Source organism: Chryseobacterium sp. 2VB (assembly GCF_005503635.1).
GTDB lineage: Bacteria > Bacteroidota > Bacteroidia > Flavobacteriales > Weeksellaceae > Chryseobacterium > Chryseobacterium cupriresistens.
On sequence record NZ_SCNC01000006.1, the window covers coordinates 143,953 to 170,126 of the forward strand.

The 26,174-nt window shown below is 37.6% G+C and carries 25 protein-coding genes; 14 read left to right on the forward strand and 11 right to left on the reverse strand.

Annotated elements, in window-relative coordinates; genetic code table 11:
• Window positions 1-128 precede the first annotated feature (128 nt).
• The 11 genes from FFS26_RS08325 (at window position 129) to FFS26_RS08375 (ending at window position 10,301) form a co-directional block, all read left to right on the forward strand.
• Window positions 129-1,040, forward strand: a complete 912-nt coding sequence (locus FFS26_RS08325; protein ID WP_137904797.1) for a DUF4349 domain-containing protein — start codon at window positions 129-131, stop codon at window positions 1,038-1,040.
• Between the two features lie 162 nt (window positions 1,041-1,202).
• The gene (locus tag FFS26_RS08330; RefSeq protein WP_137904798.1) at window positions 1,203-2,078 is read left to right on the forward strand and encodes a TraB/GumN family protein; all 876 of its coding nucleotides are present in this window, start codon (window positions 1,203-1,205) and stop codon (window positions 2,076-2,078) included.
• A gap of 24 nt (window positions 2,079-2,102) precedes the next feature.
• A complete protein-coding gene (locus FFS26_RS08335) occupies window positions 2,103-2,612 on the forward strand; it encodes an RNA polymerase sigma factor (RefSeq protein WP_110009926.1) in 510 nt (169 codons plus the stop codon).
• Window positions 2,602-3,207 carry a hypothetical protein gene (locus tag FFS26_RS08340; protein ID WP_062676034.1) on the forward strand — a complete coding sequence of 202 codons (606 nt, stop codon included), beginning with the start codon at window positions 2,602-2,604 and terminating at the stop codon, window positions 3,205-3,207. Before FFS26_RS08335 ends, FFS26_RS08340 begins: the two co-directional genes overlap by 11 nt.
• Window positions 3,208-3,413: 206 nt before the next feature.
• Complete coding sequence (gene pgi, locus FFS26_RS08345) at window positions 3,414-5,054, forward strand: glucose-6-phosphate isomerase (RefSeq protein ID WP_110009927.1); 1,641 nt, start codon at window positions 3,414-3,416, stop codon at window positions 5,052-5,054.
• Window positions 5,055-5,100: 46 nt separating this feature from the next.
• The gene (locus FFS26_RS08350; RefSeq protein ID WP_034692667.1) at window positions 5,101-5,985 is read left to right on the forward strand and encodes a bifunctional 5,10-methylenetetrahydrofolate dehydrogenase/5,10-methenyltetrahydrofolate cyclohydrolase; all 885 of its coding nucleotides are present in this window, start codon (window positions 5,101-5,103) and stop codon (window positions 5,983-5,985) included.
• 7 nt (window positions 5,986-5,992) lie between these two features.
• Complete coding sequence (locus FFS26_RS08355; protein ID WP_110009928.1) at window positions 5,993-6,622, forward strand: 7-carboxy-7-deazaguanine synthase QueE; 630 nt, start codon at window positions 5,993-5,995, stop codon at window positions 6,620-6,622.
• A gap of 43 nt (window positions 6,623-6,665) precedes the next feature.
• Entirely contained in the window at window positions 6,666-8,036 is a 1,371-nt protein-coding gene (locus FFS26_RS08360; RefSeq protein ID WP_110009929.1) for an exopolysaccharide biosynthesis polyprenyl glycosylphosphotransferase, read from the forward strand.
• Window positions 8,037-8,138: 102 nt separating this feature from the next.
• Window positions 8,139-8,891: an MlaE family ABC transporter permease gene (locus tag FFS26_RS08365; RefSeq protein WP_110009930.1), complete on the forward strand. Its 753-nt coding sequence runs from the start codon at window positions 8,139-8,141 to the stop codon at window positions 8,889-8,891.
• Window positions 8,891-9,706 carry an ABC transporter ATP-binding protein gene (locus FFS26_RS08370; protein ID WP_002983922.1) on the forward strand — a complete coding sequence of 272 codons (816 nt, stop codon included), beginning with the start codon at window positions 8,891-8,893 and terminating at the stop codon, window positions 9,704-9,706. Before FFS26_RS08365 ends, FFS26_RS08370 begins: the two co-directional genes overlap by 1 nt.
• Complete coding sequence (locus FFS26_RS08375) at window positions 9,690-10,301, forward strand: outer membrane beta-barrel protein (RefSeq protein ID WP_137904799.1); 612 nt, start codon at window positions 9,690-9,692, stop codon at window positions 10,299-10,301. The genes FFS26_RS08370 and FFS26_RS08375 overlap by 17 nt, the downstream gene beginning before the upstream one ends.
• A gap of 36 nt (window positions 10,302-10,337) precedes the next feature.
• Here FFS26_RS08375 and FFS26_RS08380 read toward each other — a convergent pair whose 3' ends face one another.
• Window positions 10,338-10,649, reverse strand: coding sequence for a hypothetical protein (locus FFS26_RS08380; protein WP_110009932.1), 312 nt, complete (start codon window positions 10,647-10,649; stop codon window positions 10,338-10,340).
• 85 nt (window positions 10,650-10,734) lie between these two features.
• Entirely contained in the window at window positions 10,735-11,541 is an 807-nt protein-coding gene (locus FFS26_RS08385; RefSeq protein WP_137904800.1) for a M48 family metallopeptidase, read from the reverse strand.
• Between the two features lie 105 nt (window positions 11,542-11,646).
• Here FFS26_RS08385 and FFS26_RS08390 point away from each other — a divergent pair, with 105 nt between their 5' ends.
• A complete protein-coding gene (locus FFS26_RS08390) occupies window positions 11,647-12,195 on the forward strand; it encodes a DUF4251 domain-containing protein (RefSeq protein WP_110009934.1) in 549 nt (182 codons plus the stop codon).
• On the opposite strand, the gene meaB is transcribed toward FFS26_RS08390, so the two are convergent.
• The gene (gene meaB, locus FFS26_RS08395; protein ID WP_110009935.1) at window positions 12,192-13,184 is read right to left on the reverse strand and encodes a methylmalonyl Co-A mutase-associated GTPase MeaB; all 993 of its coding nucleotides are present in this window, start codon (window positions 13,182-13,184) and stop codon (window positions 12,192-12,194) included. The two genes, FFS26_RS08390 and meaB, sit on opposite strands and share 4 nt — an antisense overlap.
• Before the next feature lie 197 nt (window positions 13,185-13,381).
• Between meaB and FFS26_RS08400 the strand changes: the two genes are divergently transcribed.
• Both FFS26_RS08400 and FFS26_RS08405 read left to right on the forward strand, forming a co-directional pair.
• A complete protein-coding gene (locus FFS26_RS08400; protein WP_137904801.1) occupies window positions 13,382-13,675 on the forward strand; it encodes a c-type cytochrome in 294 nt (97 codons plus the stop codon).
• 20 nt (window positions 13,676-13,695) lie between these two features.
• Complete coding sequence (locus FFS26_RS08405) at window positions 13,696-13,983, forward strand: c-type cytochrome (protein ID WP_034692685.1); 288 nt, start codon at window positions 13,696-13,698, stop codon at window positions 13,981-13,983.
• 179 nt (window positions 13,984-14,162) lie between these two features.
• Here FFS26_RS08405 and FFS26_RS08410 read toward each other — a convergent pair whose 3' ends face one another.
• The 8 genes from FFS26_RS08410 to FFS26_RS08445 all read right to left on the reverse strand — a co-directional run bounded on the left by FFS26_RS08410 (window position 14,163) and on the right by FFS26_RS08445 (window position 26,113).
• A complete protein-coding gene (locus tag FFS26_RS08410; RefSeq protein WP_137904802.1) occupies window positions 14,163-14,669 on the reverse strand; it encodes a tetratricopeptide repeat protein in 507 nt (168 codons plus the stop codon).
• Window positions 14,656-15,354, reverse strand: a complete 699-nt coding sequence (prfH, locus tag FFS26_RS08415; protein ID WP_137904803.1) for a peptide chain release factor H — start codon at window positions 15,352-15,354, stop codon at window positions 14,656-14,658. Before prfH ends, FFS26_RS08410 begins: the two co-directional genes overlap by 14 nt.
• A gap of 67 nt (window positions 15,355-15,421) precedes the next feature.
• Window positions 15,422-16,813 carry an RtcB family protein gene (locus FFS26_RS08420; RefSeq protein WP_137904804.1) on the reverse strand — a complete coding sequence of 464 codons (1,392 nt, stop codon included), beginning with the start codon at window positions 16,811-16,813 and terminating at the stop codon, window positions 15,422-15,424.
• Between the two features lie 27 nt (window positions 16,814-16,840).
• Window positions 16,841-17,578, reverse strand: a complete 738-nt coding sequence (locus tag FFS26_RS08425) for a hypothetical protein (RefSeq protein WP_137904805.1) — start codon at window positions 17,576-17,578, stop codon at window positions 16,841-16,843.
• Window positions 17,579-18,023: 445 nt separating this feature from the next.
• On the reverse strand, window positions 18,024-18,524 hold the full coding sequence (locus FFS26_RS08430; protein WP_137904806.1) for a hypothetical protein: 501 nt from the start codon (window positions 18,522-18,524) through the stop codon (window positions 18,024-18,026).
• Window positions 18,525-18,581: 57 nt separating this feature from the next.
• The gene (gene scpA, locus FFS26_RS08435) at window positions 18,582-20,699 is read right to left on the reverse strand and encodes a methylmalonyl-CoA mutase (protein WP_137904807.1); all 2,118 of its coding nucleotides are present in this window, start codon (window positions 20,697-20,699) and stop codon (window positions 18,582-18,584) included.
• Window positions 20,700-20,837: 138 nt separating this feature from the next.
• On the reverse strand, window positions 20,838-23,873 hold the full coding sequence (locus tag FFS26_RS08440) for a reprolysin-like metallopeptidase (protein ID WP_137904808.1): 3,036 nt from the start codon (window positions 23,871-23,873) through the stop codon (window positions 20,838-20,840).
• A gap of 137 nt (window positions 23,874-24,010) precedes the next feature.
• Window positions 24,011-26,113 carry a prolyl oligopeptidase family serine peptidase gene (locus FFS26_RS08445; protein WP_137904809.1) on the reverse strand — a complete coding sequence of 701 codons (2,103 nt, stop codon included), beginning with the start codon at window positions 26,111-26,113 and terminating at the stop codon, window positions 24,011-24,013.
• Window positions 26,114-26,174: the final 61 nt, after the last annotated feature.

A 26,174-nucleotide genomic window follows, 5' to 3' on the forward strand; every position in this document is an offset into this window, starting at 1 on the left:
ACAAAATACTATATTTCAACTCATTATAAGTAAAAATTTTATTTACAAGATTTTTACTTTTGATTTTCAAATGTTACAAAAGATCCTGGCTGAACTTTGACTCAAGCAAAACAACAAAAATCAGCGCTATGAAAACCACTTACATTAAATTATCTCTGTCAGCTATACTTTTACTAGGAATTTATTCATGTAAAAAGGGAGAAGTTTCTTCTAAAGATCTTGAAGCGTATGCTACTACCGATTCAGCAGCTGCTGTGGTTTCCGACAGTATTTCATCCATTGCAGAAATGAAAGTAAAAGACAAACAGTTCATCAAAACAGCTGATGTGAACATGGAAGTAAAAGATGTGTATAATGCAACGATTGCTATTGAAAAATCGATTCAGGAGCTTGGAGGATTTGTTACCAATAGTAATCTTCAAAGTAACGTTGTTTCTGAAAACACCTACAACACTTCTGATGAAGAAGCTATGCTGGTTAAGAAATATCAGACAGAAAACAGAATGCAGGTTCGTATTCCTACGGAAAAACTGGGAGAGCTTTTAACAGCAATCAATACCAATAAATTATTTCTTAATTCAAGATCCATCAATGCTGAGGATGTAACAGCCAACATCAAGTATTCTGAACTGGAAGGGAAAAAAAATCAAAAAACTTCAGAAAACATCAGTAAGCTCAAAACCAATAAAGATAAAGTAACGCTGGATGATGAGAATATGTCTGAAGGAAATCTTCAAAAGCTTTCCAGCATGAACATGACGGATGATCTGAAATACAGCACGATTGACATTTATATCAAAGAGCCACAGTTGCGTGTTGCAGAAATTGCTGTTACCAACACCACAAGTATTGATAATAAGTATAAATACAATTTCATCTATGATGCTAAAGATGGCTTTGTATACGGATTCTATCTGATTCAGAGGATTATTGTGGGGCTTATCAATGTATGGTCTCTTGTATTAATTGCTGCTGCAATCCTCTATTTTTTAAGAAAAAGAAAAATTTCAAAACCTGAATATCCAAAAAACCCGGAATAAAAGACCATCCTAACCAATTGGTTATCATCATAATTTTAGATTTTACAGCCTCCTGTTTTCAGGAGGTTTTTATTTTTTTTTGAAAAAAACTGTAACGATTGTAATGCCTGCTTTACCTACTGTTTAAAAGAACAGAGAATCAAAAAAAAAAAAAAATATATTATGAAAAATTTTATCAAACTTGGATTTGCAGCATTATTGTCATTGAATTTCATAACATCCAATGCACAAGGTAAAAGCAACAACAAAGAAAACAGCCTGCTTTGGGAGGTTTCCGGAAACGGTCTTTCTAAGCCTTCTTATATTACCGGGACTTTTCATATCTTATGCAGTAAAGATTTTGAGATCAAACCTAAAGTACTGAAAGCGCTTGAGAAATCTGAAAACCTTGTTATGGAAATCAATTATACAGATCCTGCAGAAATGATGTCATTACAGAAAATGTTTAAAGCAGATAAAAAAATATCTGACCAGCTTTCTTCAGAAGAAGCTAAAGAGCTGAATACGATTCTCGCTAATTATGGAACAGACCTGAAAAGCATTAATTCTTCAAGCCCGCAGGCACTTTATGCATTGCTTTCCACCAAAGCCATTCCATGTCCTCAGACTGAAGTAAAACTTTACGAGATGGAACTTCTTCAGAAAGCGATCAAAGATAAAAAAAGCATCAAAGGACTGGAAAAAGTAGAAGATCAGATGAAATCAATCAATGAGGCTTACGACCTGAAGAACATTATTACTCAACTGAAAATGGACAAGGAATATCAAATATTGTTCAGACAGATGATTGAAGCTTTTAAAAATGAAAATGTACAATCTTTATACAGTCTTTTTAAGGATGAAAGATTCATGAATGCCCAACAGGAAAAGGCCATGCTGACCAACAGAAATCAAAACTGGGTAAAAATAATGCCGGACATGATGAAAAACGAAAGCTCTTTATTTGCTGTCGGTGGATCTCATCTTATGGGTAAAAACGGAATTATCCCTCTTCTTCGGGCCAAAGGCTACACCGTAAGACCTGTGTCAAGCTTATAATTATAACCAAACCATGAAACCATTGTGAGCAGTCCAGCCGAAACCGCTTTTTTAAAGCTTGTCAACCAGCATAAAGGTATCTTATACAAAGCTTCGCGGATCTATGCAGATTCCGTAGAGGACCGGGAAGACCTTCAGCAGGAAATCCTAATCCAGCTTTGGAAGTCCTATCAGAATTTCAAAGGGAACAGTGAATTTTCTACCTGGATGTACCGGGTTGCCATCAATACTGCAATTACCTATTTAAAAAAAGAAAAGCAGAGATCCAATAACCATATGGATGCTCATCATCATTTTGAAGTTCAGCAGGAAGATTATAATCCCACCAAAGACAGACAGCTGGAAGTTTTCTACAGTGCCGTTCAGGAACTGAATCCTCTGGAAAAGGCCGTCATATTTTATTTCATGGAAGGGATGTCACACAAAGAAATCGGAAACAATTTAGGTCTCAGTGAAGGTAATGCCCGCGTAAAACTCAACAGAACAAAAGAAAAAATACAGCAAATCATAAAAAAATCAGGTTATGAATTTTGATCAATTAAAAGAACAGTGGAATAAAGAAGACAGCGATGTCCATATTCCTGATACCATAAAGCAATTAAAGGAAAGCAAACACCCTATAGAAAAAATCCAGAAAAACATGAAGAAAGAATTTCCTATGCAGATTCTGGCCATCATTCTGATCGCTTTTTTCCCTTTACAGTTTAAATTTCCTCATTCACAGTACATTATTTATTATGTATCCTATACGATGATGGTGGTTATCTCTTCATACTATCTGCTAGGATTTTATAAATTCTACAAGCAGACAGAACTTTATACAGGAAACACCAAAAACAGCCTTTGGAAAATATATCATGAACTCCGGCTGAATATGGAACGATATCAGTCTTTCGGATTTTTATTACTTCCACATTTACTTATTACTATTGGACTGGTTATCTACAATACGATGAAAGAGCAGGGAAAGTCTTTACCAGAACTTTCTGCTTCTCATCAACAGGGATTAATCATTGCAGTACTGATCGGAACGTTAGGGTTTATAACCAGCATTGTTCTATGGACAAAATACATCTATGGAGGAAGCGCAAAACAATTGGAAAACATTCTGAACGAAATGGATGAATAGTATTGAAAACTCTTACCACAAAACACATTTTATAAAACCTCAGGTCTGTTCTGAGGTTTTGTTTTTTAAAAAAATGTTATTTATCTTCTTCAAATTTATCTGAGGTTTTATTTTTCCGTAAATTTGCAGATCAGAAATAAATCATTATGGATGATTAGCCATTTTCATTCGATACATGATTTTCTGAATGATAAAAATTCTGTAATATGCTATCAAAAATAAATCCAACACAAACCAACAGCTGGAAAGCACTTGACGAACATTTCGGTGGAAATGACTTTGATCTTAGAACTCTCTTCCAATATAACCCGAACCGTTTTAACGAGTTTTCCCTGCAAAAGGACAACTATCTTTTTGATTATTCTAAAAACCTGATCGATTCCAGAACCAAGGATCTTCTGTTACAATTGGCAGAAGAAAGCCAGTTAAAAGATGCTATTTCCAGAATGTTCTCCGGAGATAAAATCAATGAAACTGAAGGAAGAGCTGTTCTTCACACCGCATTAAGAGATTTTTCAGACCGTGAAATTCTTGTGGATGGAGAAAATATCAAACCACAGATCAAGAGAGTTCTTGAGCATATGAAGTCTTTTTCTGAGAAGATTATTTCAGGAGAACATAAAGGTTATAGTGGAAAAGAGATCACAGATGTAGTCAACATCGGGATTGGAGGATCGGATTTGGGTCCTGTAATGGTTTGTTCAGCTTTAAAGCATTTTAAAACAAGATTAAACGCTCACTTTGTTTCCAACGTGGACGGAAATCATATCGCAGAAGTGGTAAAAGATTTAAATCCTGAAACTACTTTATTCATCATTGCTTCCAAGACATTTACGACTCAGGAAACAATGACGAATGCCAATTCAGCTAAAGACTGGTTCCTGAAAGCAGGAAAACAGGAAGATGTCGCGAAGCATTTTGTGGCTTTATCTACTAATATTGAGGAAGTTAAAAAGTTCGGAATCGCAGAAGAAAATATTTTTGAGTTCTGGGACTGGGTAGGCGGAAGATATTCTCTTTGGAGTGCTATCGGATTAAGTATTGTACTTTCTGTAGGATATGAAAATTTCGAGCAGCTTTTGAAAGGTGCTTTTGATACAGACCAACACTTCCAGACGGCAGAATTCTCTGAAAACATTCCTGTATTAATGGGACTTCTGGGAATCTGGTACCGTAATTTCTATGCAGCAACTACTTATGCCATCCTACCTTATTCTCAATATCTGGACAGATTCGCTGCATATCTTCAGCAGGGAGACATGGAAAGTAACGGAAAATGTGTAGACAGAAACGGTGAATTCGTAGAATATGAAACGGGGCCTATCATTTGGGGAGAACCGGGAACAAACGGCCAGCACGCATTTTATCAATTAATCCACCAGGGAACAGAATTGATTCCGGCAGATTTTATCGCCTATGCAAAAAGCCCGAACCATGTTTCTGATCATCAGGATAAATTATTAGCGAACTTTTTTGCTCAGACTGAGGCACTTGCCTTCGGAAAACTGGAAGAAGAAGTAGAAGAAGAGCTTAGAAATTCCGGAAAATCTGATGAAGAAATAGACAGGCTGATCAATTTCAAGGTCTTCCATGGAAATACACCAACTAACTCTATATTATTCAAAGAATTAACTCCTTTCTCATTAGGTCAACTGATTGCTTTATATGAACACAAAATTTTTGTTCAGGGAGTAATCTGGAATATTTTCAGTTTTGACCAGTTTGGAGTGGAATTAGGAAAAGTATTAGCCAACAAAATCCTTCCTGAGCTTGAAAACAATGAGGCAATAAGCTCTCATGACAGCTCTACCAATGGATTGATCAATTACTATAAAGAAAATAAATAGTAAGCAAAAAGAAAGTAAAGTAAATCTATAAAGTAAAAAAGTAAAAATGGCAGAAATTCTTGACGGACTTAAAGTATCCAAGGAAATTAAAGCGGAGATCAAGGTAGAAGTAGAAAAGATTCTCGCAAGCAAAAGAAGAGCTCCTCATTTGGTAGCTATTCTTGTAGGGAATAACGGAGCTAGCAAGGCCTATGTAAACTCTAAAGTAAAAGACTGTGAAGAAGTAGGATTTCAATCCAGCTTAATCAAATTTCCAAGCACAGTTTCAGAATCTGAACTATTGGAAAAAATTGACGAGCTTAACAAGTCTAAAGCAGTAGACGGATTTATCGTTCAGCTGCCTTTGCCGGATCAGATTGATCAGGAAAAGATCATCAACGCTATCGATCCTAGAAAAGATGTGGATGGTTTCCACCCGGAAAACTTTGGAAAAATGGCTCTTGAAATGGATACTTTCTTGCCGGCAACTCCTTTCGGGATCTTAACTTTATTGGAAAGATATAATATTGAAACGAAAGGAAAAGACTGTGTCATTATCGGAAGAAGTAAAATTGTAGGAAGACCAATGAGTATTTTGATGGGAAGAAAAGATTTCCCTGGAAACTCTACTGTTACCCTTACGCACTCATACACGAAAGACATCGAAGAATATACAAGAAAAGCAGACATCGTCATTACCGCTTTGGGAGATCCACATTTCTTAAAAGGAGATATGATCAAGGAAGGAGCAGTAATTGTTGACGTGGGTATTACAAGAGTAGATAATGACTCTCCAAAAGGATATTATCTTGCAGGTGATGTGGATTTTGACAGCTGTGCTGCCAAAGCAAGCTGGATCACTCCGGTACCTGGAGGAGTAGGCCCAATGACAAGAGCGATGTTGATGAAAAATACTATCATTGCTTACAAAACTTCGGTCTATAACGACTAATTTTAAAATGAATAAAGAAGAAGATATTTTATTAAAAGAAGGTAAAATGCTCCCTGTGATGGAGCATTTTTACACTTTACAGGGAGAAGGAGCACATACCGGAAAAGCCGCCTATTTTATCAGGCTGGGAGGGTGTGATGTTGGATGTCACTGGTGTGATGTAAAAGAAAGCTGGGATCCGGAACTTCATCCCCTGATGAATGCAGAAGAAATTGCAGAAACAGCTGCCAGACACTGTAAAACAATTGTATTGACCGGTGGTGAACCTTTAATGTGGAATTTAGATATACTGACCTCCAAACTGAAAGAATTGGGATGTACAGTGCACATCGAAACGTCAGGAGCGTATCCTATGAGCGGGCAGCTGGATTGGATTACTCTCTCCCCTAAGAAAACAGGACTTCCTAAGGAGGAGATCTATCAAAAGGCCAATGAGCTTAAAGTCATTATTTTCAATCAGCATGATTTTACTTTTGCTCAGGAACAGGCTGCAAAAGTTTCCGAAAACTGTAAGCTTTATCTTCAGAGTGAATGGAGCAAAAGAAACGACATGTATCCCAAGATCACAGATTTCATTCTGGAAAACCCTGAGTGGCAGGCTTCTGTTCAGACTCACAAATATCTGAATATCCCGTAAAAAAGTGTAAATTAGCCGTGCTTATCCGCTATAATACCGATAGATGCAGAGAATTCGATACTCTAGATACCTGAAATCAATCATTATGTTGCTTGACCTCATGGTTACTGCATCTGTCTTCATATTCTTTTTTATAAGCAGAAACGAAAGTTTAAAATACAATAAAGAAACCTGGTACCAGAATAGTTTTTCTCTCATTCTGTTGTTTTTGTTCTGGGTGCTCCTGAGCGGTAGGACAAAAATATACAATATCCCGAGAAACCTCACTTATACCCTGTTTCTTGAACGGCTTTTAATTCATTTCCTGTTTTTTATACTTGGAGTGCTGCTTATAGGAAAGGTAAGTAAGAATGTATTTTTCAATTCGGATATTTACTGGCTTTCCCTTTACCTTTTTATTGCCATCTTTCTTGCAAAATCATTAGTATATTTTGCAATCAAATATTTACGGTCTCTTGGTGCCAATTACAGGAATGTCATGTTTTTAGGAGACAACCATTCCACAGAAATTTTGAAGAATATCTTTACAGACCGAAAAGATTATGGATACAGAATATTTGAATACGAACATACCGCGGTGAAAATCAGTGAACTGGTAGATTTCTGGAAAAAGAACGGAATCCACACCTTATTTTTATCTATGGAAAACTCCTATGACGAAGCAATGGAAAATGAAATTTTCAGACTGGCCGAAGATCATAAGATTCACATTTCACTGATTCCAAGTATCACCCAAAGCGATTTTTTCCTTTATGACCTTGGATACATACAGACCCAGCCGGTACTTAATCAAGCCAGATATCCATTAGATTATTATTCTAATTTCCTGATGAAAAGGACATTTGATATTTTCTTTTCTGTTATTATACTGGTCTTCATCTGCTCATGGGTATTTCCAATCATTGCGATTTTAATCAAAACAACTTCTAAAGGACCTGTTTTTTTCTTTCAGAAAAGATACGGCTTTCATGAAGAGGTTTTCAATTGTATTAAATTCAGAACAATGGTTGTGAATGATGAATCTACCACGAGAACCACCTCAGTAAATGATTCCAGGATTACCAAAATAGGTAAATTTTTAAGAAAAACAAGCCTTGATGAACTTCCTCAATTCATCAATGTGCTGAGAGGAGAAATGTCTGTGGTAGGCCCGCGTCCTCACATGCTGGCTGTCGACAATTATTACAAACCTAAAATCGGCAGATACAGCCTGAGAAGTATGGTAAGTCCTGGTATTACCGGTTTAGCACAGGTGAACGGACTGCGAGGTGACTTCGGAGATGTGGAAGTAGAGATGAAAAAAAGAGTTCTTGCTGATGCATTCTATGTAAGAAACTGGAGCTTTGCCCTGGATCTGGTCGTTATTTTAAAAACCGTTCTATTGGTTATTGGAGGAGATAAAAATGCAAAATAAAGAACAGGATAAGATAATATTGAAATAATTTTAACACAAAACCAAGCTTTGGTCTTATTCTTGACTGTAGCCCAATTAAATAAAAAAGTCTAATTTAGCAGTATGTTAAAAAAGTTTTTCACAGCAATAGGGGAATATATTATCCTCTTGGGAAAATCCCTGCAGAAACCTCAGAAAATGAGGGTTTTCTGGAAGCTGTTCATGAGAGAAATTAATGATTTGGGAGTAAATTCTTTCGGGCTCGTAGTCTTCACTTCTATTTTCGTGGGGGCTGTAGTTGCTATTCAGATGTTCAACAACTTTGATGCTTCTTCTTTTCCTATTCCTACTTCATTTGTAGGATACGCTACAAAGGCTGTATTGGTTCTGGAATTTTCGCCAACCATTATCAGTCTGATTCTTGCGGGTAAAGTAGGGTCTTATATTGCATCCAGTATTGGAACAATGAGGGTTTCCGAACAGATTGATGCATTGGATATCATGGGAGTAAACTCTCCGAATTTTCTGATTTTCCCTAAAATTGTTGCCTGTGTTCTCTTTAACCCTCTTCTTATTGCTATCAGTATAGTATTTGGTATCGGCGGAGGATATATTGCCGGAATTCTGACCGGAAACTGGACCGAGAACGATTATATAGTGGGAATCCAAATGTATATGCCCAATCTGTTTATCTATTATGCATTTATCAAAACAACTGTTTTTGCCTTCATCATTGCCACAGTACCTTCTTATTTCGGATATAATGTGAAAGGAGGATCATTGGAAGTAGGTAGAGCCAGTACGCAGGCGGTAGTATGGACAATGGTATTCATTATCATTTCCGAATTAATTTTAACCCAATTAATATTAAGCTGATGATTGAGGTAAAAGATCTTAAGAAAAGTTTTGGAGATGTTGAAGTATTGAAGGGAATTTCAACTTCATTTGATAAAGGAAAGGTAAACCTGATTATTGGACAGAGTGGTTCAGGAAAAACTGTGTTTTTAAAAAGTTTATTGAATGTGTATATGCCTTCATCAGGAGAAATTCTGTTTGATGGAAAAGATATCAATACGATGACCAGAGATGAAAAACAGCATCTCCGTTCAGAAATCGGGACCGTCTTTCAGGGAAGCGCATTATTTGACTCTTTAACTGTTGAAGAAAACATTATGTTTCCTCTTGACATGTTTACCAATCTTACCTACAGAGAAAAAAAGAAAAGGGTTTTTGAAGTAATAGGAAGAGTACACCTTGATAAAGCTGAAAAGAAATATCCTTCTGAAATTTCAGGAGGAATGCAGAAAAGGGTTGCTATTGCAAGAGCAATTGTAAACAATCCAAAATATCTGTTCTGTGATGAGCCCAATTCCGGACTTGATCCCTATACTTCAAAAGTAATAGATGATCTTCTTTACGAGATCACAAAAGAATACAACACCACAACCATCGTCAATACCCACGATATGAACTCTGTAATGACGATTGGCGAGAAAATTGTATACCTAAGACTTGGAATCAAAGAATGGGAAGGCAACAAAGACATTCTGATTACTGCAGGCAATAAAAATCTGATTGACTTCGTTTATTCTTCAGAACTGTTTAAAGAGCTGAGAGAATATTTACTTGAGAATAATAAAACGATTGAAACGACAAATACAAAAATAGACGATAATGAAAAAGGTACTTAGTATAGCGTTATTAGGGTTTTCAATGTGGGCATCTGCACAGATTTCACTGGCAGGTAAAGCCAACTTAATTTTTCCGACTGGCTCACCTTCATGGTCCAACATTAAAGGAACAGTGAATGATGCAATTGAAGGAACAGGTAAAAATAATGTAGGTTTCAACGTTGGGCTTTCATTAAAAGTAAGTCTTCCTACTTCATTGTTTGTGATGCCTGAAATCTATTACACTCACTTCAAAAATGAGTTTACAACAGAGAACACTACTTTTGATGTAAAAAGCAACCGTATTGATGTTCCGGTTCTTTTAGGATATAACCTTTTAGGGAATATGCTGGGCGTTTTTGTAGGACCTGTAGGAAGTTTTAACTTAAATAAAGACAATACTTACAACGATTTCAAAGAAAATGCTAAAAATGATTTTACTGTAGGATACCAGTTTGGTGCACAGCTTGAAATCAAAAAACTTATTGTAAATGCCAGATATGAAGGTGCTTTCAGTAAAGACGAAAGAAATTTCATCAACAGAGTTTCCGGTACGGAAATCAGATATGATAACAGGCCTAATCTGTTTATGGTAGGTTTAGGATATAAATTCTAATTTAATATCGAAAATAACAACTTTAAACCCTCAAATTTAAATTTGAGGGTTTTTATTTTGTGCTTCAAGTTCAGCCTGGCGTTTTGCAATTTCTGCGGCCTGTTTTTCAAGCTCTTCTTTGTCTTTCTGCAGCTGTTTGAATTCCTTTCTCTTCTGTTCGGCCTTGATAGCACTTCCTTTACTTACATATCCTACCATTCCTCCAATGATAAGTCCTATACCTATTCCTGCCATTATTCCCATAATGTGGGAAATTTTAATTTGTTCTACGGCAAAATCGGTTGTCAGATAGAAAAGTAATGCAGAAACTGCTAAAAGTATAAGTCCGGTAATTGATAAACTCTTCATAATATTGTGTTTAGGTGTTTATAAAAAAAGCCTTACCAAATTTACTGAAAATTTAATAAGGCTTTACTCAAGATTAAAATTCTCATTATAATTTTCCTCCCGCAGCCTTATAATATTCTAAAGCTTTCGGAAGATCTTTATTGATATCTGAAATTCTTGTTTCCGGGCTTGGGTGGGTAGATAAGAATTCAGGCTGTCTTGCTCCCGAAGAAGCTGCTTCCATTCTGTTCCAGAAAGGAATGGCTGCTCTTGGGTCATATCCGGCCATAGACATCAGATATAGTCCCATTTCATCCGCCTCAGATTCCTGCCCTCTTCCGTATTTCAGTAAAGCCACTTGCGACCCGATAGGATATACCTTCTGGAAAACACTGGCCCATTGTGCATTGGAGATGGTTCCTCCCAGGATTGCGCCTCCGTACTGGGCTACCATTGCCTGAGAAATTCTTTCGTTTCCGTGGCCTGCCAGTGCGTGGGATACTTCATGTCCCATTACAACGGCAAGTCCGTTATCGTCTTTTGTTACCGGCAATATTCCGGTATAAACTGCTACTTTACCGCCAGGCATACACCATGCGTTCAGCTCGTTGCTCTGCAATAGATTAAACTCCCAGCTATAGTTGGCAAGATCCGCTGATCTTCCAATACTCTGATAATATCTTTCTGCTGCATTTTTAATTCTGTTTCCTACATTTACCACTCTCTTTGCATCTGCCGTACCGGTAATCACTTTACCTTTAGACAATGTCGTTCTATATTCCTGTGAAGACATTGTTAAAATTTCCGAATTGTTGGCCAGTTGTAAAGAAGATCTTCCTGTAATCGGATTTGTAGTACAGGCAACAGCCGACAGAGCAATAGCTACCATTCCTAATAGATGTGTAACTTTCATAGTTTGAGTGTTAATAATTCAACCTTAACAATTTTTATTCCAAAATATTTCTTAAAGAAAATATTTGCATACATTTTGCTGTTTAAAATTAATAATTATCTCATTATGAAAAAGTATATTTCTTTACTGATGATTTTTGGATTCCTGTTCTTATTTCAGAGCTGTGCTTCACAAGGTTCATTAGATTCGAAAACAGTGGATACTTTAGTAAATTCCCAGGAGTTTACCTTCTATGCACAACGAGCCAATCCTACCAATTATGATGTTATCAATGTCATGAACTCTATGCCCAATGCTACTGCAACGAGAATGCTTAATCTGAATGGAGATTATACCATTGATGTAAGTAAAAATACACTCGATGTGGTACTTCCTTACTTTGGAAGGCTTTTCAATCCAACTTACGGAAGCACAAGTGATAACAGCTACAGATTTACCTCAAAAGATTTTACGGTAACTAAAACTCAGAATAAAAAGGGAACCTGGACTTTAAAATTCAAGCCTAAAGATGCAAGAAATGTAGATGAAGTGAATATAGAAATTTTTAAAAACGGAAAAGCTTTCGTATCGATGAGAAGCAGCGACAGGCAGCCCATTACTTATGACGGATATATTTCAAAAACTGAAGTAAAACAGGAAAAAGAGAAGCTTTAATCCCTTTTTTGATCAGATAAAAATTTTTCAACAAATAATTTTGCTTCAGTACTTGGATTGGAAACCATAGCTGAAGCATTTTTTTTGTGCATATGATAAGCTTCCTCTACCGGATTGCTTTTTTTCATCAGGGATAAAATATATTCCTGGACCCAATATTCGAATCGCTTTTCAGCCTGCTGAACACGGATTTCGTCAAAACGGCCGCTTTTCTTTTTGAGATCAATAAATTCAAATATTTTATCGTAGACATCCTGCAGCCCTTCGTTATGAAGAGCAGAGCCTAATAGCACAGGGATCTTCCAGCCTTTTTCTTTAGGAGGAATAAAGTCCAGAGCTCTTTTCAGTTCAAGCCTTGTATTTTTCGCTTTCTGAAGGTTATCCTGATCCACTTTATTGATAAAAATAACATCCACCATTTCCATGATTCCTCTTTTTATGCCCTGAAGTTCATCTCCGCCTCCAATGATTTTAAGGAATAAGAAAACATCGGTAATATCAGCAACCAGTACTTCTGACTGTCCTACTCCAACGGTTTCTATTAAAATATAATCGTATCCTGCAGCCTCGCAGATCATCATGGTTTCAAAAGTGGTATTGGCTACTCCTCCGAGAAACCCGGAGCTTGGGGAAGGGCGTATAAAGGCATTTTCTTCTTTGGCCAGTTCTTCCATTCTGGTTTTATCTCCCAAAATACTTCCTTTGTTGATTGCCGAACTAGGATCAATAGCGAGAACAGCCACTTTCTTGCCTTGTGCAATTACGAGGCGTCCGAAGTTTTCTATAAAAGTAGATTTGCCGGCTCCGGGAACGCCCGTTACTCCTACTCTCACAGAGTTTCCGGTATGAGGCATAATTTTCTTCAAAAGTTCTTCTGCCTGTACCCTGTGCTCTGCTTTTTTACTTTCAACCAATGTAATAGCTTTTGCAATCAGGCGTTTGTTTCCTGATTGTATTCCCTCTATTAACTCTTCTGTAGAAAATTTCATTGATTCAAAATTAATAATTAAAATGGGAATGGTCAATAGCATCTTCATAATGATGAGTTAAAAGACATCAATTATCTTTATTTGTAATTCCCTATCTCGTATGAATCAATTTTTATTTCTTCTAAATTAAAACTAGAACACCCTGTATCAAAGGCTTAAGGAATTTATTACATTTGTTATATCTCAAAAAAAGAAACATGAAAAAACTCATCGCTGCGGCTTCGTTTACCGGTATTCTACTGGTTTCCTGTACGCCGAAAGCTGCTACCTCTACTGCTGCTGCAGGAACTTCAACGTCTACTGCAGAACAGATTGCCCAAGGGAAAACTATTTTTGAAAATTCCTGTGGAAGATGTCATAAATTGCCGGATCCTGCTTCACATACACCTGTACAATGGGTAGGAATCATGAATTCTATGGCTCCCAAAGCAAAATTAACGGATGAGCAGCACCAATGGGTTTATGATTATATTGTTTCTGTAAAGAAGTAATTCATCAAACAAAAATAGATATGAAAAAATTCATTTTAACAGGTATCGCAGCATCAGCATTTCTGGTATCCTGCGGACCGAAAAGTGTGGCTGTTACCGGGCCAAAGTACACCTCATCTGAGCAGCTGGCGCAAGGAAAAACCATTTTTGAAAATTCCTGTGCAAAATGCCATAAGCTTCCGGAGCCAACCAAGCATGACAACCAGGGATGGATCAATACTTTAAGCAGAATGGCTCCGAAGGCCAAGCTTACTGATGACCAACATCAAATGGTGTATGATTATCTGATCTCCGTGAATAAAAAATAAGACTGCCTCAAAATTGTATTCTGAACACAGACTGAAGGTCTGCGAACGTAGTTCAATAATGGAGTGAAGAATCTCACGCTTATGGTTATCAATGAGATTCTTCCTGCGTCAGAATGACAGAAGTCAAATGATTTGACTTCTGAGCAGTCATACTGCTTTTATTATAAGTCAAAAAAAAATTACTCCGCTTTCTTTATGTCACCTGCTCTGGTTACTTTTCCTTCAATCATTTTTTCTCTGTCTTCAAGTACTTCAAGTGCTGCCCGGCTGTAAGCAAATTTTTTAGCTTCTTTCAGGACACGTAAAGCCTTCTCGTACTCAAAGTTTCTTTCATGAAGAAAAGACTGGCAGTTCAGAATTTCCGATTTGTCAATACCTTTTAATTTCATAGCAAAGTCAATCAGTTTTTCTGCTTCTTGATAATCTTCATTATTCAAAAGACATTCAATATAATATTTGGGAGTATTGATATTCCCGATATTACTTTGCATGGCTTCATTAAAGTACTTCTTTGCTGTTTCATAATCCTTTAATTCTTCAGAATATACTCTTCCCATCAGACAAAGGCTGTCTGCATCTTCAGGTTCATAAGATAACGCGAAGTTCAGTGCATCCATGCATTCAGAAAGATTGAATGGAAAGTAGTCTAACGCTTCAAAATAATATTTGCTTTTAGTTAAGGTCATTGTTGTAGTTTTTAAGTTCATTTTTCAAGGCATTCCTTTGTTTTTTGAATGTCCTGTCTTCATAATTCTTTTTAAAATCTGTTCCTGAAAATGTACGAACCGAATTTCCACGTTCCACCTGTATCTGCATAGACCAGGTTTCTTTCAGCTTTCTTTCCAACTGTTGAATATAAACCGCCATTACCTTTTCTTTTAATCTGATAACCGATAACTTTTTATTTTCAAGTTGTGAGCGGGAATCCTGCACAAAAACAGTTTCTTTAGTGGGAATATGAGTGGCACGCACAGCAGTATTCACTTTATTTACATTTTGCCCTCCGCTTCCCTGACTCCTCGCAGTCTGAAATCTGATATCTTTTTCATTGAAATCAATCATTTTAACATTTTCCAATTCAAAAATCCCGATAAACCAGTTGCTTCTTTTATGCAGTTTCCTGAAGGTACTTTTTCCAATCCAGCAAATGCTTCCCAGCCAGCTTTTCAGAAACAGGTTTACGTCTTTTCCTTTTAAAAGTACAGTCACTGATTTTAAGGTCAGATTTTCATCACCGTTTTCACGATGAATGATTTCGTATTCTATTGTATTGTGTTTTGCCTCTTCAAGAAAGGTCTTCAGAACCTTGGCTACCACCCACTGGCATTCCAAAGGACCTCTTCCTGAAGTGATCTGTATTAATTTTTCCATTTTTTTGTTACATTTTACTAAACCTTACAGGTTTTGAAACCTGTAAGGTTATAAAATATTAGGCTGATTACTTATCCATTCTCACAATTCGTGGCTGGAATGTTCCCAGGATGTCTACCAGATCACTCTGTGAATTCATCACTTCATTGATGTCCTTGTAGGCCATTGGTGCTTCCTCTGCATTTCCGCCCATCAGTGTGATATTTTTCATCTTCAGTTCTTTTTTGATGTCATGCTGGGTGAAAAGGCTTCTGCATTCCCCTCTTGAGTGCGCTCTTCCGGCTCCATGAGATGCAGAGTTCAGGGATTCCGGGTTTCCTTTTCCACGAACGATAAATCCTTTCGCCGTCATGGATCCGGGAATCATTCCCAATTCATTCTCATTGGCAGGAGTGGCTCCTTTCCGGTGAACAATCACTTCTTTTCCGTTATGGATTTCTTTCCACGCGAAGTTGTGATGGTTTTCAATTCTGGCTTTTACTCTTCCACCGACCGCTTTGACCAGCCTTCTGTGAATATCATCGTGGCAGGTTGAAGCATAATCTCCGGCAAGGTTCATTGCCGTCCAGTATTCCAACCCCAGGTGGGTACTGAGGTCCAGCCAGGCGAAGTTTTGAGCTTCTTTTGGTAACGGACACTGTTCTGTTGCCACTCTTGAGTAATACTGGGCTATTTCAGCTCCAAGACCTCTTGACCCGCTGTAAGAAAGTATTCCCAGATATTTTCCTTTAGGCAGGCCAATCTGTTCGTCTTCTTCGGTGATTTCCACTTCCCCGAATTCTACAAAATGATTTCCGCCGCCTGAGGATCCCATCTGTTTGATGGCTTTTCCCTTTAATCTTCTTAAGATCGGGATCATATCGAATGTATCTCTGTCGAAAATCTCGTGATCAATGTGAGATTTATGGGTCTCATACATTCCGAATTTTGTATGTTCAGCAAGCGCTTTTTCATACTTATCTCTCGCTCCTTCAAGATATGAAACGGGCGTATCCAGAATACTGAGGCTCATTCTGCAGCCAATATCCATTCCTACTCCATAGGGAATTACTGCATTTTCCACCGCCAGAACGCCCCCGATTGGCAGTCCGTAACCACTGTGGGCATCAGGCATTAATGCTCCCTGAGTTGAAATTGGCAGCTTCAAGGCAGTGTATAACTGATTTTTTGCCTCCTCTGAAATGTTAGTACCAAAAATCTGAAATGAAGCCCGCTGTGAATTCAGCATCCGCTTTTCAGTTTTTTTGGATGAAAGCAGGGTTTCTGCAATCTGTCCGAAGGTGAGATCTTTTTCAAATTCTTCCGGATTCAGCAGGATTTCCTTTAAAAGAGATTTTACGTGGTGAATATTCTTCGTTGCAAAATTTCTTTTCATGACTTCCAATGCTACGTTTACGCTTTGATTATTTGGATAGCCCAGTTTTAATATATCTTTTCCTTTTAGTTTTAAATTTCCCATTGTTTTTGTTTTAAATAACAGTAGGACTTATAAGTCCTGTAAGCTTTCTGCAATCTCTGTTGCAGACATTGTGCAGGTAGCATATTTCCTGCTTTTAATAAGTGGAATATCTTCTCTTTTGCTTTTCCATGAAGATGACTTACCATACATTGTTTTGTTGATAATTCCTACAATTTTATGCTGCCCTAAATAATCGTCCAGTTCTGCACACTCTTTTTCCAATTCAAAGTTTACAGGTTTATAATGGGTGATCATATTAGGTCTTGTACGCAGTATAAACCTCCATGGTTCAATAAATTCGTAGTAAGGCACATAAGACTTCCGGACCGGGCAGTATTCTTCCTGTTTCAAAAAATACTGTCTTTCTCTTGCTGTAAGTCCCAGCTTCGGGTCATTCCAGGAATATGAAGAAATATGCTGGAGTTTCTGTACTCTCTCTACATATATTCTCCGCCCGAATTTTCTTTTCTTTTTTAAAAACCGGCGGCTTTCCGAATACATGTAGGTATTAATTTTCTTCAGTATTCCTTCAAAGAATTCTCCGTCTTTGGATCTCATGACATCTTCTCTTACCACAAAGAATCTTACAAATCCTCTTTGATAAGGTTTATCCAAAAGAATCCATGGGGTATTTCGTCTGATTTCCCAAAGTTCTTCACTACGTCGATATTTTTTTCTTATCTGCTTTTCTACATCTTTTCTAATTGCTCTTTTTCTGCTTCTCACACTTCTCAGGCGGGAAAGCAAAAGGTTATCATTTTCCATTGTGAACAGAAGCCTTGTGTGAAATCTTAATTTTTATCTCACACAGCTTTTAATCAACTAAAATACTAGTTGAATGGATTAATAATAGACGAAATAGTTCTGAGGAATATTTCTCATCTTATTTTGCCTTTAATGACACTAAAAAAGATTTCGGGGAAACTTGAAGTTTGAAATATTGCGCAATAACAAACCCGAAATCTCTACGACTTCGGGTTTTGATATTTCATTGTACTGTTATTCTAAGAATGTACCAAACCACGAAGCCTTACCACCATAAGTGGCAATCCAACTGTAGAATTCTGTTTAGTTCTGAACATTGCTTCGTCGTTTTTTATTGGTTAAACTTGATTTTCAGGTGCAAATATAGACATTTTTCTGAGAATCAAAATATTTTTTAATAAAAAAGACTGGTTAAAAAATAACCAGTCTTTTATTTATTGTGAAATTAATCTTTTGAACCCAGACTATCCATTTCGTCATCCATTCCTTTCACCTGATTGGAATGATAGACTCTTTCTGATCCGAGAAAGTAAAGATTATGTCTTGCTTTGGCAATGATACCATTATATTCATCCTCGGTCATACCCTCCGGAATGCTGTCTCTTTTTTCTGAAGGCTTTCGGTAGACTTCAAGAGCTCCATATTCATTTAATACTTCTTTGGCAGATTTTGCCTGTTCGAGATTATCGGTATAAACAATAACATTGCTTCTGCCTATGCTGTGTTTGCGATAAGCGTCCAACATTTCTGCATCGTGAGCAAAAACATAGTCGAAAAAATCTTGTGTCCGTTTATCTTCCTGATACTGATCAGCAGACATACCACTTTCTACTCTGGACTTTGAAATAATGATGTTTGCTTCGTCAAAGCCTTTTTCTTTTAATCCTTTTTTAATTTCCTCTGTATCTACAGTCACCGGAAATACTGAAACTACTGTATAAGCCATAATGAAATTTTTTCATTAAACTATACAAAAGCCATGCAAGTTATTCTCTACAAAGAATTAATTTAGAAATTTTTCCAGAATTTCGACGGCACATTTCGGCAGGTTGGTTCCGGGCCCGAAAATAAAATCGGCACCATTAGCATACAGGAATTCATAGTCCTGCTGAGGAATTACTCCTCCTACAACGATAGTGATATCATCTGCTCCCAGCTTGGATAATTCTTCCACCACCTGCGGAACCAGTGTTTTATGTCCTGCTGCCAGTGAAGAAACACCCAAGATGTGAATATCATTTTCTACAGCCTGTTTAGCGACTTCTTCAGGGGTCTGGAATAAGGGAGCCACATCCACATCAAATCCCATATCGGCAAATGCTGTTGCCACTACTTTTGCACCTCTGTCGTGGCCATCCTGTCCCATTTTGGCTACCATTAGCCTTGGGCGTCGTCCTTCTTCTTCTTCAAATTTCTGAGTCAGGGCAAGGGCTTTTTCAAAATATTCATTTTTACCAGCATTCATTGCGTATACACCAGAGATTGTTTTAATATTTGCTTTATATCTTCCAAAAGATTCTTCCATGGCATCACTCATTTCGCCAAGGGTAACTCTTCTTCTTGCGGCTTCAATACATAGTGCTAGAAGGTTTCCTTTTCCTGTTTTTGCGCTTTCACGGATGTCATTAAGGATTTGTTCCACTGCTTCTGTATTTCGTTCTGCTTTGATGGTATTCAGTCTTTCGATCTGCTTTCTGCGAACTTCTGTATTATCAATATCTAAGATTTCTATCTGCTCCTGTTTCAATGAGGATTTGAATGAATTCACTCCGATAATGAATTCTTCTCCGCTATCAATCTTAGCCTGTTTTTTAGCGGCAGCTTCTTCAATTCTCATTTTTGGAATTCCGGCTTCAATAGCTTTGGTCATTCCTCCTTCCTGTTCTACCTCATCAATGTACCTCATCGCTTCTTCAATCATCTGCTGAGTAAGGCTTTCCACCAGGTTACTACCTCCCATCGGATCTACCACATCACATATTCCACTTTCCTGCTGAAGAATGATCTGTGTATTTCTTGCAATTTTTGCTGAATAGTCGGTGGGAAGTGCAATGGCTTCATCCAGTGCATTGGTGTGAAGGGACTGTGTTCCTCCTAAAGCTGAAGACAACGCTTCGATAGCTGTTCTTGTAATATTATTGAAGGGTTCCTGCTCTGTCAGAGACCAGCCGGAAGTCTGAGAGTGGGTTCTTAATGCCAGAGATTTCGGGTTCTGAGGATTAAACTGTTTTAAAAGGGTTGCCCAGATATATCTTGCAGCACGCATTTTAGCAATTTCCATGAAATGATTCATTCCGATTGCCCAGAAGAAAGATAGTCTCGGGGCAAAATCGTCTACATTCATTCCTGCTTTGATACCTGTTCTTACGTATTCAAGACCGTCTGCCAATGTGTACGCCATTTCAAGTACGGGTGTAGCACCAGCTTCCTGCATATGGTATCCGGAGATGGAGATGGAGTTGAATTTCGGAATGTTTTGCGAGGTATATTCAAAAATATCTGCGATGATCTTCATGGAAGGTGCCGGCGGATAGATATAGGTATTTCTCACCATGAATTCTTTCAAAATATCATTCTGAATGGTTCCTGAAAGCAGCTCCTGTTTTACGCCCTGCTCTTCTGCCGCTACGATGTAGAAAGACAAAATTGGAAGTACCGCTCCGTTCATGGTCATGGATACTGAAATCTGATCCAGTGGAATCTCATTGAAAAGAATCTTCATATCTTCCACAGAGTCGATGGCAACACCTGCTTTTCCTACGTCTCCCACCACCCTTGAATGGTCAGAATCATATCCTCTGTGCGTGGCCAGGTCAAATGCTACGGAAAGCCCTTTCTGACCGGCTGCAAGGTTTCTTCTGTAAAAAGCATTGGATTCTTCGGCTGTGGAAAATCCGGCATACTGACGGATCGTCCATGGCTTTTGAACGTACATTGTGGAATACGGCCCTCTCAGATAGGGAGCAATTCCTGGAGAAGTCTGCGTTAATGATTCATCTTTTACATCTTTTTTTTCATAGGATGATTTGAGTTCAAGGCCGTCTTTTTCAAAATTGTAAATCTCTCTTTCCTGAGGTAATACACTAAAATCCGGGTTTTTCACAGAAATTGTCTTTCGCATTCCAATTATTTTTGTCCCCGTAAAGTTAATTTTTTTGAACGAAACATGAAACTTCTGTTAACATTCTGTTTTTCTTGATTTTAATAAAAGAAAATGGCCGGACAAATGCCCGGCCATTCTTAGTAATATATGCTCTGCTTATTTTTTAATAAGCTTCGTATTGTAAGTATTTTTGTCATCTTTTATCGTGATCACATACATCCCTTTGATTAATGAAGCAACATTAATTCTTTGTCCGTCAATCTGACCTTCCTGAGCTAATCTTCCGTCAGCAGTATAGATTTTATAATCTGCTTTTCCTTTCAGATTTTTCACTTCTACAAAAGTATCTGCAGGGTTCGGATAGATTGAAATCTCAGTTGATTTTACATCTTTTGTTTCATTTACAGCAAGGGTTTCTGCAATTTTTACAGTAAAGTCTCTGAAGCCTCCAGTAGAAATAACTCCTCCTCCCTGTACCGGAACTGATGAAACACCACATGGTCCTGTGGCTGCATTAAAGAATGTACTTGCAACTCTCATTCTCAATGTTTTATCGCCTGCATATGCAGTTGCGGGTACAGTAAATGTAATTGTTCCATCATGGAAGCTAAGCTGGTTTGCTGCATTGTATACAGGGACAGCTGAATGAGATCCTACTTTTTCAGTAGATTCAAAAATTCCATTTCTATTATAATCGATCCAGATTTCAAGGAAGTCACTGTATGTACCCAAATCATGCCCTAAATTTCTAAATGAAGCTGTATACTGGGTTCCTTTTGTTAAATTAATTATTTTCGTTGGATCATCACTGAAATCAAGATAAGTTTTTGCTGCAGTGGCTAAATTACCGGAGAAATAAGCAAGATTAGATAAGTTAAGCTGAATAAGACCGCTGTAATATGGTGCATTCAGGTTATTTCCCCCTGTACTCATCAGACAATAATCTGCTCCTGTAGTTAAACCTTTTGTTTTAAATGCATAGTTTGCTGAGAATGTTCCCGGAACACTATTCACAACAGCTGCAACCTGAGCTTCATAATTAGTTTCATCTTCTAAACTACTTAATAAAACAGAGTTTACAGAGCTTGTTGTATTCTGCCAGTTTGTTTCTCCTACTTTTCTATAGTTAATAGAATAAGTAGCTCCCGGCACGTTATTCCAAGATAATCTTGCTGTAGTTTTTAAGATTTCAGATGCTAAAGCAGACACTCCTGTAGGAGCTACTGTAGTAGATGTAGGGGCTGTACCTACAGTTACCTGTGGAGATACTGCGTAGAATACGTTTCCTATAGCTGAAATTTTTAATTTGATTGCTCCTGTAAGATTTGCAGGCATCTGTACTGTATAGGATCCTGTATTTGGAGTGGAGGCCACTAATTCTGTCCATGCAGATCCATTAACAAGGTCTGTAGTATACTCAATCTTTACATTACTTGCGTTATATGGTGCGGCATTGGTATTGGCAACATCCCAGGTAATTGTATTTGATGCATTATTGTATAGGGTTGTCGAAGAAGTAATTCCATTAAATTTAAATGGTCCGTCATTTCCTACAGTAAGGGTTGTTTCTGAAGATACAAGCATTGGTCTCAAAGCATTTTCATCCCTAGCAGTTACCGCATAGTGAAGTATTCTAGGTATGTAAGAAACGGTTTCCCAGGTTGCTTTATTAGTAAGTTTTCCAGCCATTACAAGTGGTAAACTCGGGAAATATCTTCTTCCGCTTGCTGTTCCGAAGAAAGATCTTGCAATAGAGCCTTGTGCATTGTATCCCCAACCACTGTCTCCGGAAATAGAAGCAAGATTATTGACACTGTCATATTGCTCCCAGGTATATTTTATTGCATCACCTTCAGCATCGGTAGCAGATGCATCCAGGTAATAAGGAGTGCCCTTTGGAATAGTGTATGCTGTAAGGGCTGCAATAGTAGGTGCAGTATTATTTGTAATATTTTCAGATGTCCCACAAGTGGTCTTGGCGTCTAAGCTATTAAGAATCTGATTAATTGAAGAATAATGGAAATAAGCATCCGAATTAGCCTGTACATTGTCCTGAGTAATTCCGGCATATCCCATAATTGTTGTTCCTCCACCCGGCTCAACATTTACACCAGAGCCTTCCGTAGCATGTGAAAAGGTATGGTTTCCTCCAAGCTGGTGTCCCATTTCATGCGCAACATAATCAATATCAAAAAGATCTCCTGTTGGATTGGTATTCTGTGTAAACGCAGATCCTTTTGCTAATGAAGTAGCTGTAGCAGGATCAACACATGTAGATCCGATAGATCCGGCATTTCCGTTACCACCGGCAGCATTGAATACATGCCCCATATCATAATTCGCATTCCCTACTTGAGCTGTTAAGGTTTGCTGAAGCTGTAAGTTTAAGTTTCCAGTATAAGGGTCTGTTGCAGGGTCTGTATATATAATGTTGGGAAGATCCTGAATAATCAGTTTAATTGCAAAATCTTTTTGAAAAACGCCATTTACACGGGTTATAGTAGCATTCATCTGAGTAACGGTATTGGTTACTCCTCCAGTCGGATCAAATTTCTTTGTATATTCTCCCGTAGTAGAGAGAGCCAATCTGTAAGTTCTGAATTTCGTACTTGCCGGTCTGTTTGTAATTCCTACATTAGAAAGGTTTTTTTTTCCGAAGGCTTCTAATGATTTAATATCTTTGAAATTTTTCTCTTCGGTAGTACATTCAAAACCATGATCTGCCTCTGTTCTTTTTGTTTTATAGAAAACACCATACACCTGCTTATCAGCAGTAATAGGCTCTATAAACTGAAATTTCCCGTCTTTGATAATCATCGACTGCATTTCGGTAGGTGCAGTACTGAATCTTACATATTTGCCAGGATCATCAACCCCTACTCCTACATAAGATCCCAGCTGATATCTGTCTGCCATGGATTTTTCCATCACAGGATCACTATAAACAGCAAATTTTTCAATTTTTCCTTCTGCTGTAGGCAGAGATACGATTACAGCCTGAGCTCCTTTACCTGTTTCTACAGCATCTTTTAAAATATTTCTAAGAGACTGTAAATCAAATCTGTAAGCATACTGAACTTCTACTTCTTTTCTGATCTCTGATGTTCTTTGTGAGGCAGGTTCCCACCTCTGCGCATTAAGGCTGGATAGCCCAGCAGCCAATGCACAAACCAGTAAAATTCTTTTTTTCATAATTACCTAATTAGTTTAGAATTAATAAACTTTAAATATCCGCCCTAAAAATAAGAATTATAAACATAACAGCATAAAAAAAACAGCCAATTTTAAATAAAATTGACTGTTTTTTTAAATATTTTACTTTTTTAGAGTTATTTCTTTATTCCCATCTCAAACAATGCAAATGATATAAGATCTGCATTTTCACTGATCACCTGATCTGTAGATCTTCCGGCGCCGTGTCCTGCATTCTTTTCAATTCTTAAGAGAATAGGGTTTTTACATGCCTGTTTTTCCTGAAGCTCTGCACCAAATTTGAAAGAGTGTGCCGGAACAACCCTGTCATCGTGATCACTGGTGATAATCATTGTGGAAGGATAACAAGTTCCTGCTTTTACATTGTGTACAGGTGAGTAAGATTTAAGGTATTCAAACATTTCTTTGCTGTCTTCTGCAGTACCGTAATCATAAGACCATCCTGCTCCGGCTGTAAATTTATTATACCTCAGCATATCCAGAACTCCAACTCCAGGGAAGGCTACTCTGGCTAGATCAGGCTTCATTGTCATTGTCGCTCCTACCAGTAATCCTCCGTTTGACCTTCCTGACAGCGCCATGTATTCTTTTGAAGTATACCCTTTACTTTGAAGATATTCTCCGGCAGCGATAAAGTCTTCAAAAACATTTTTCTTCTGCTGCTTAGTCCCGGCATCGTGCCACTTTTTACCATACTCACCTCCTCCACGGATATTTGGAACAGCGTAAATACCGCCATTTTCCATCCAGATGGCATTGACTACAGAGAATGATGGCTGCAGGCTGATGTTGAAACCTCCGTAAGAATACAGAATAGTAGGGTTTTTACCGTTAAGTTTAGTTCCTTTCTTGTAATTGATCATCATAGGAACTTTTGTACCGTCTTTTGAAGTATAGAATACCTGTTCCGAAACATAGTCATCCGGATTAAACTTCACTTTAGGTTTTTGATAGATTTCAGATTTGCCTGAGTCTACATTGAATTTATAAGTAGTTCCCGGTGTAATATAATTGCTGAAAGAGAAGTAAACATCTTTCTCTTTTTCTTTTCCTCCGAACCCTGAGATATTTCCTTTACCCGGAAGAGTAATTTCTCTCACCAATTTTCCGGTTTTATCAAACTGTTTTACCTGGTCTATCGCATCAATCATGTAGGTTGCAAAGAAATATCCTCCCCCTGAAGAAATTCCCAAAACATTTTCTGTTTGTGGAATGACATCTTTCCATGTTGCCGGAGCCGGGTTACTGATGGTTGTTTTTACAAGACGCATATTCGGTGCATCTTTATCTGTAAAAATGAAAAGATCATCACCCTGTGTGTCGACAATGCTGGCATTGATATCAAATCCGTTCATAATCTGCACAAAATCTCCGCCTTTTTGAAGGTCTTTTATGTACAGTTCATTACCATTGGTAGCATTCGCTGCAGAAATGATAAGGTATCTCTGGTCTTCAGAAACTCCTGCACTTAAATATCTTCTTGGCGTTTTCTCTCCTCCGAAAATCAGTTTATCTTCAGACTGCTTTGTTCCCAGCTTGTGAAAGTATACTTTATGTTTATCCGTCATCCCTGAAAGAACAGTTCCTTCTTTCGGTTTGTCGTAGCTTGAATAATAGAAGCCTTCGTCTCCCTGCCATGAAATTCCACTGAATTTCACATCCAGTAAAGTTTCATCAATTTGTTTTTTGGTTACTGCATCAATGATGATGATCTTGTTCCAATCGCTTCCTCCTTCAGAAATAGAGTAGGCAGCAAGGTTTCCTTTTTTATTGAACGACAGGTTGGAAAGAGAAGTTGTTCCCTTTTCTGAAAATTTATTAGGATCTAAAAAGACTTCTGTAGCATTAGTCTTGTTGTTTGTTCTATACAAAACAGACTGAGCCTGCAGACCGTCATTTTTATAATAATAGGTATAATCTCCTTCTTTGAAAGGTGCAGAAATTTTTTCATAGTTCCAGATTTCCTTCAACTGATTTTTAATTTTATCCCTGAACGGAATTTTAGAAAGGTAATTCTGGCTGTAAGCAACTTCTTCATCCACCCATTTTTTTGTAGGTTCAGAATCATTTTCCAGATCTCTGAAGGGATCAGAAACGGCAGTTCCAAAATAGGTATCTGTCTGGTTTCCTTTTAACGCTTTAGGGTAATTCATTTTCTGAGAATAAAAAGATGCTGAAAACAAAACTCCAGCTGTTAACAATATAGGCTTAAAATTCATACTGATCGGTTTGTCTCAAAAATACGTAAAGTATGTGAAATAAAAAAAGCCCCGTTGTATT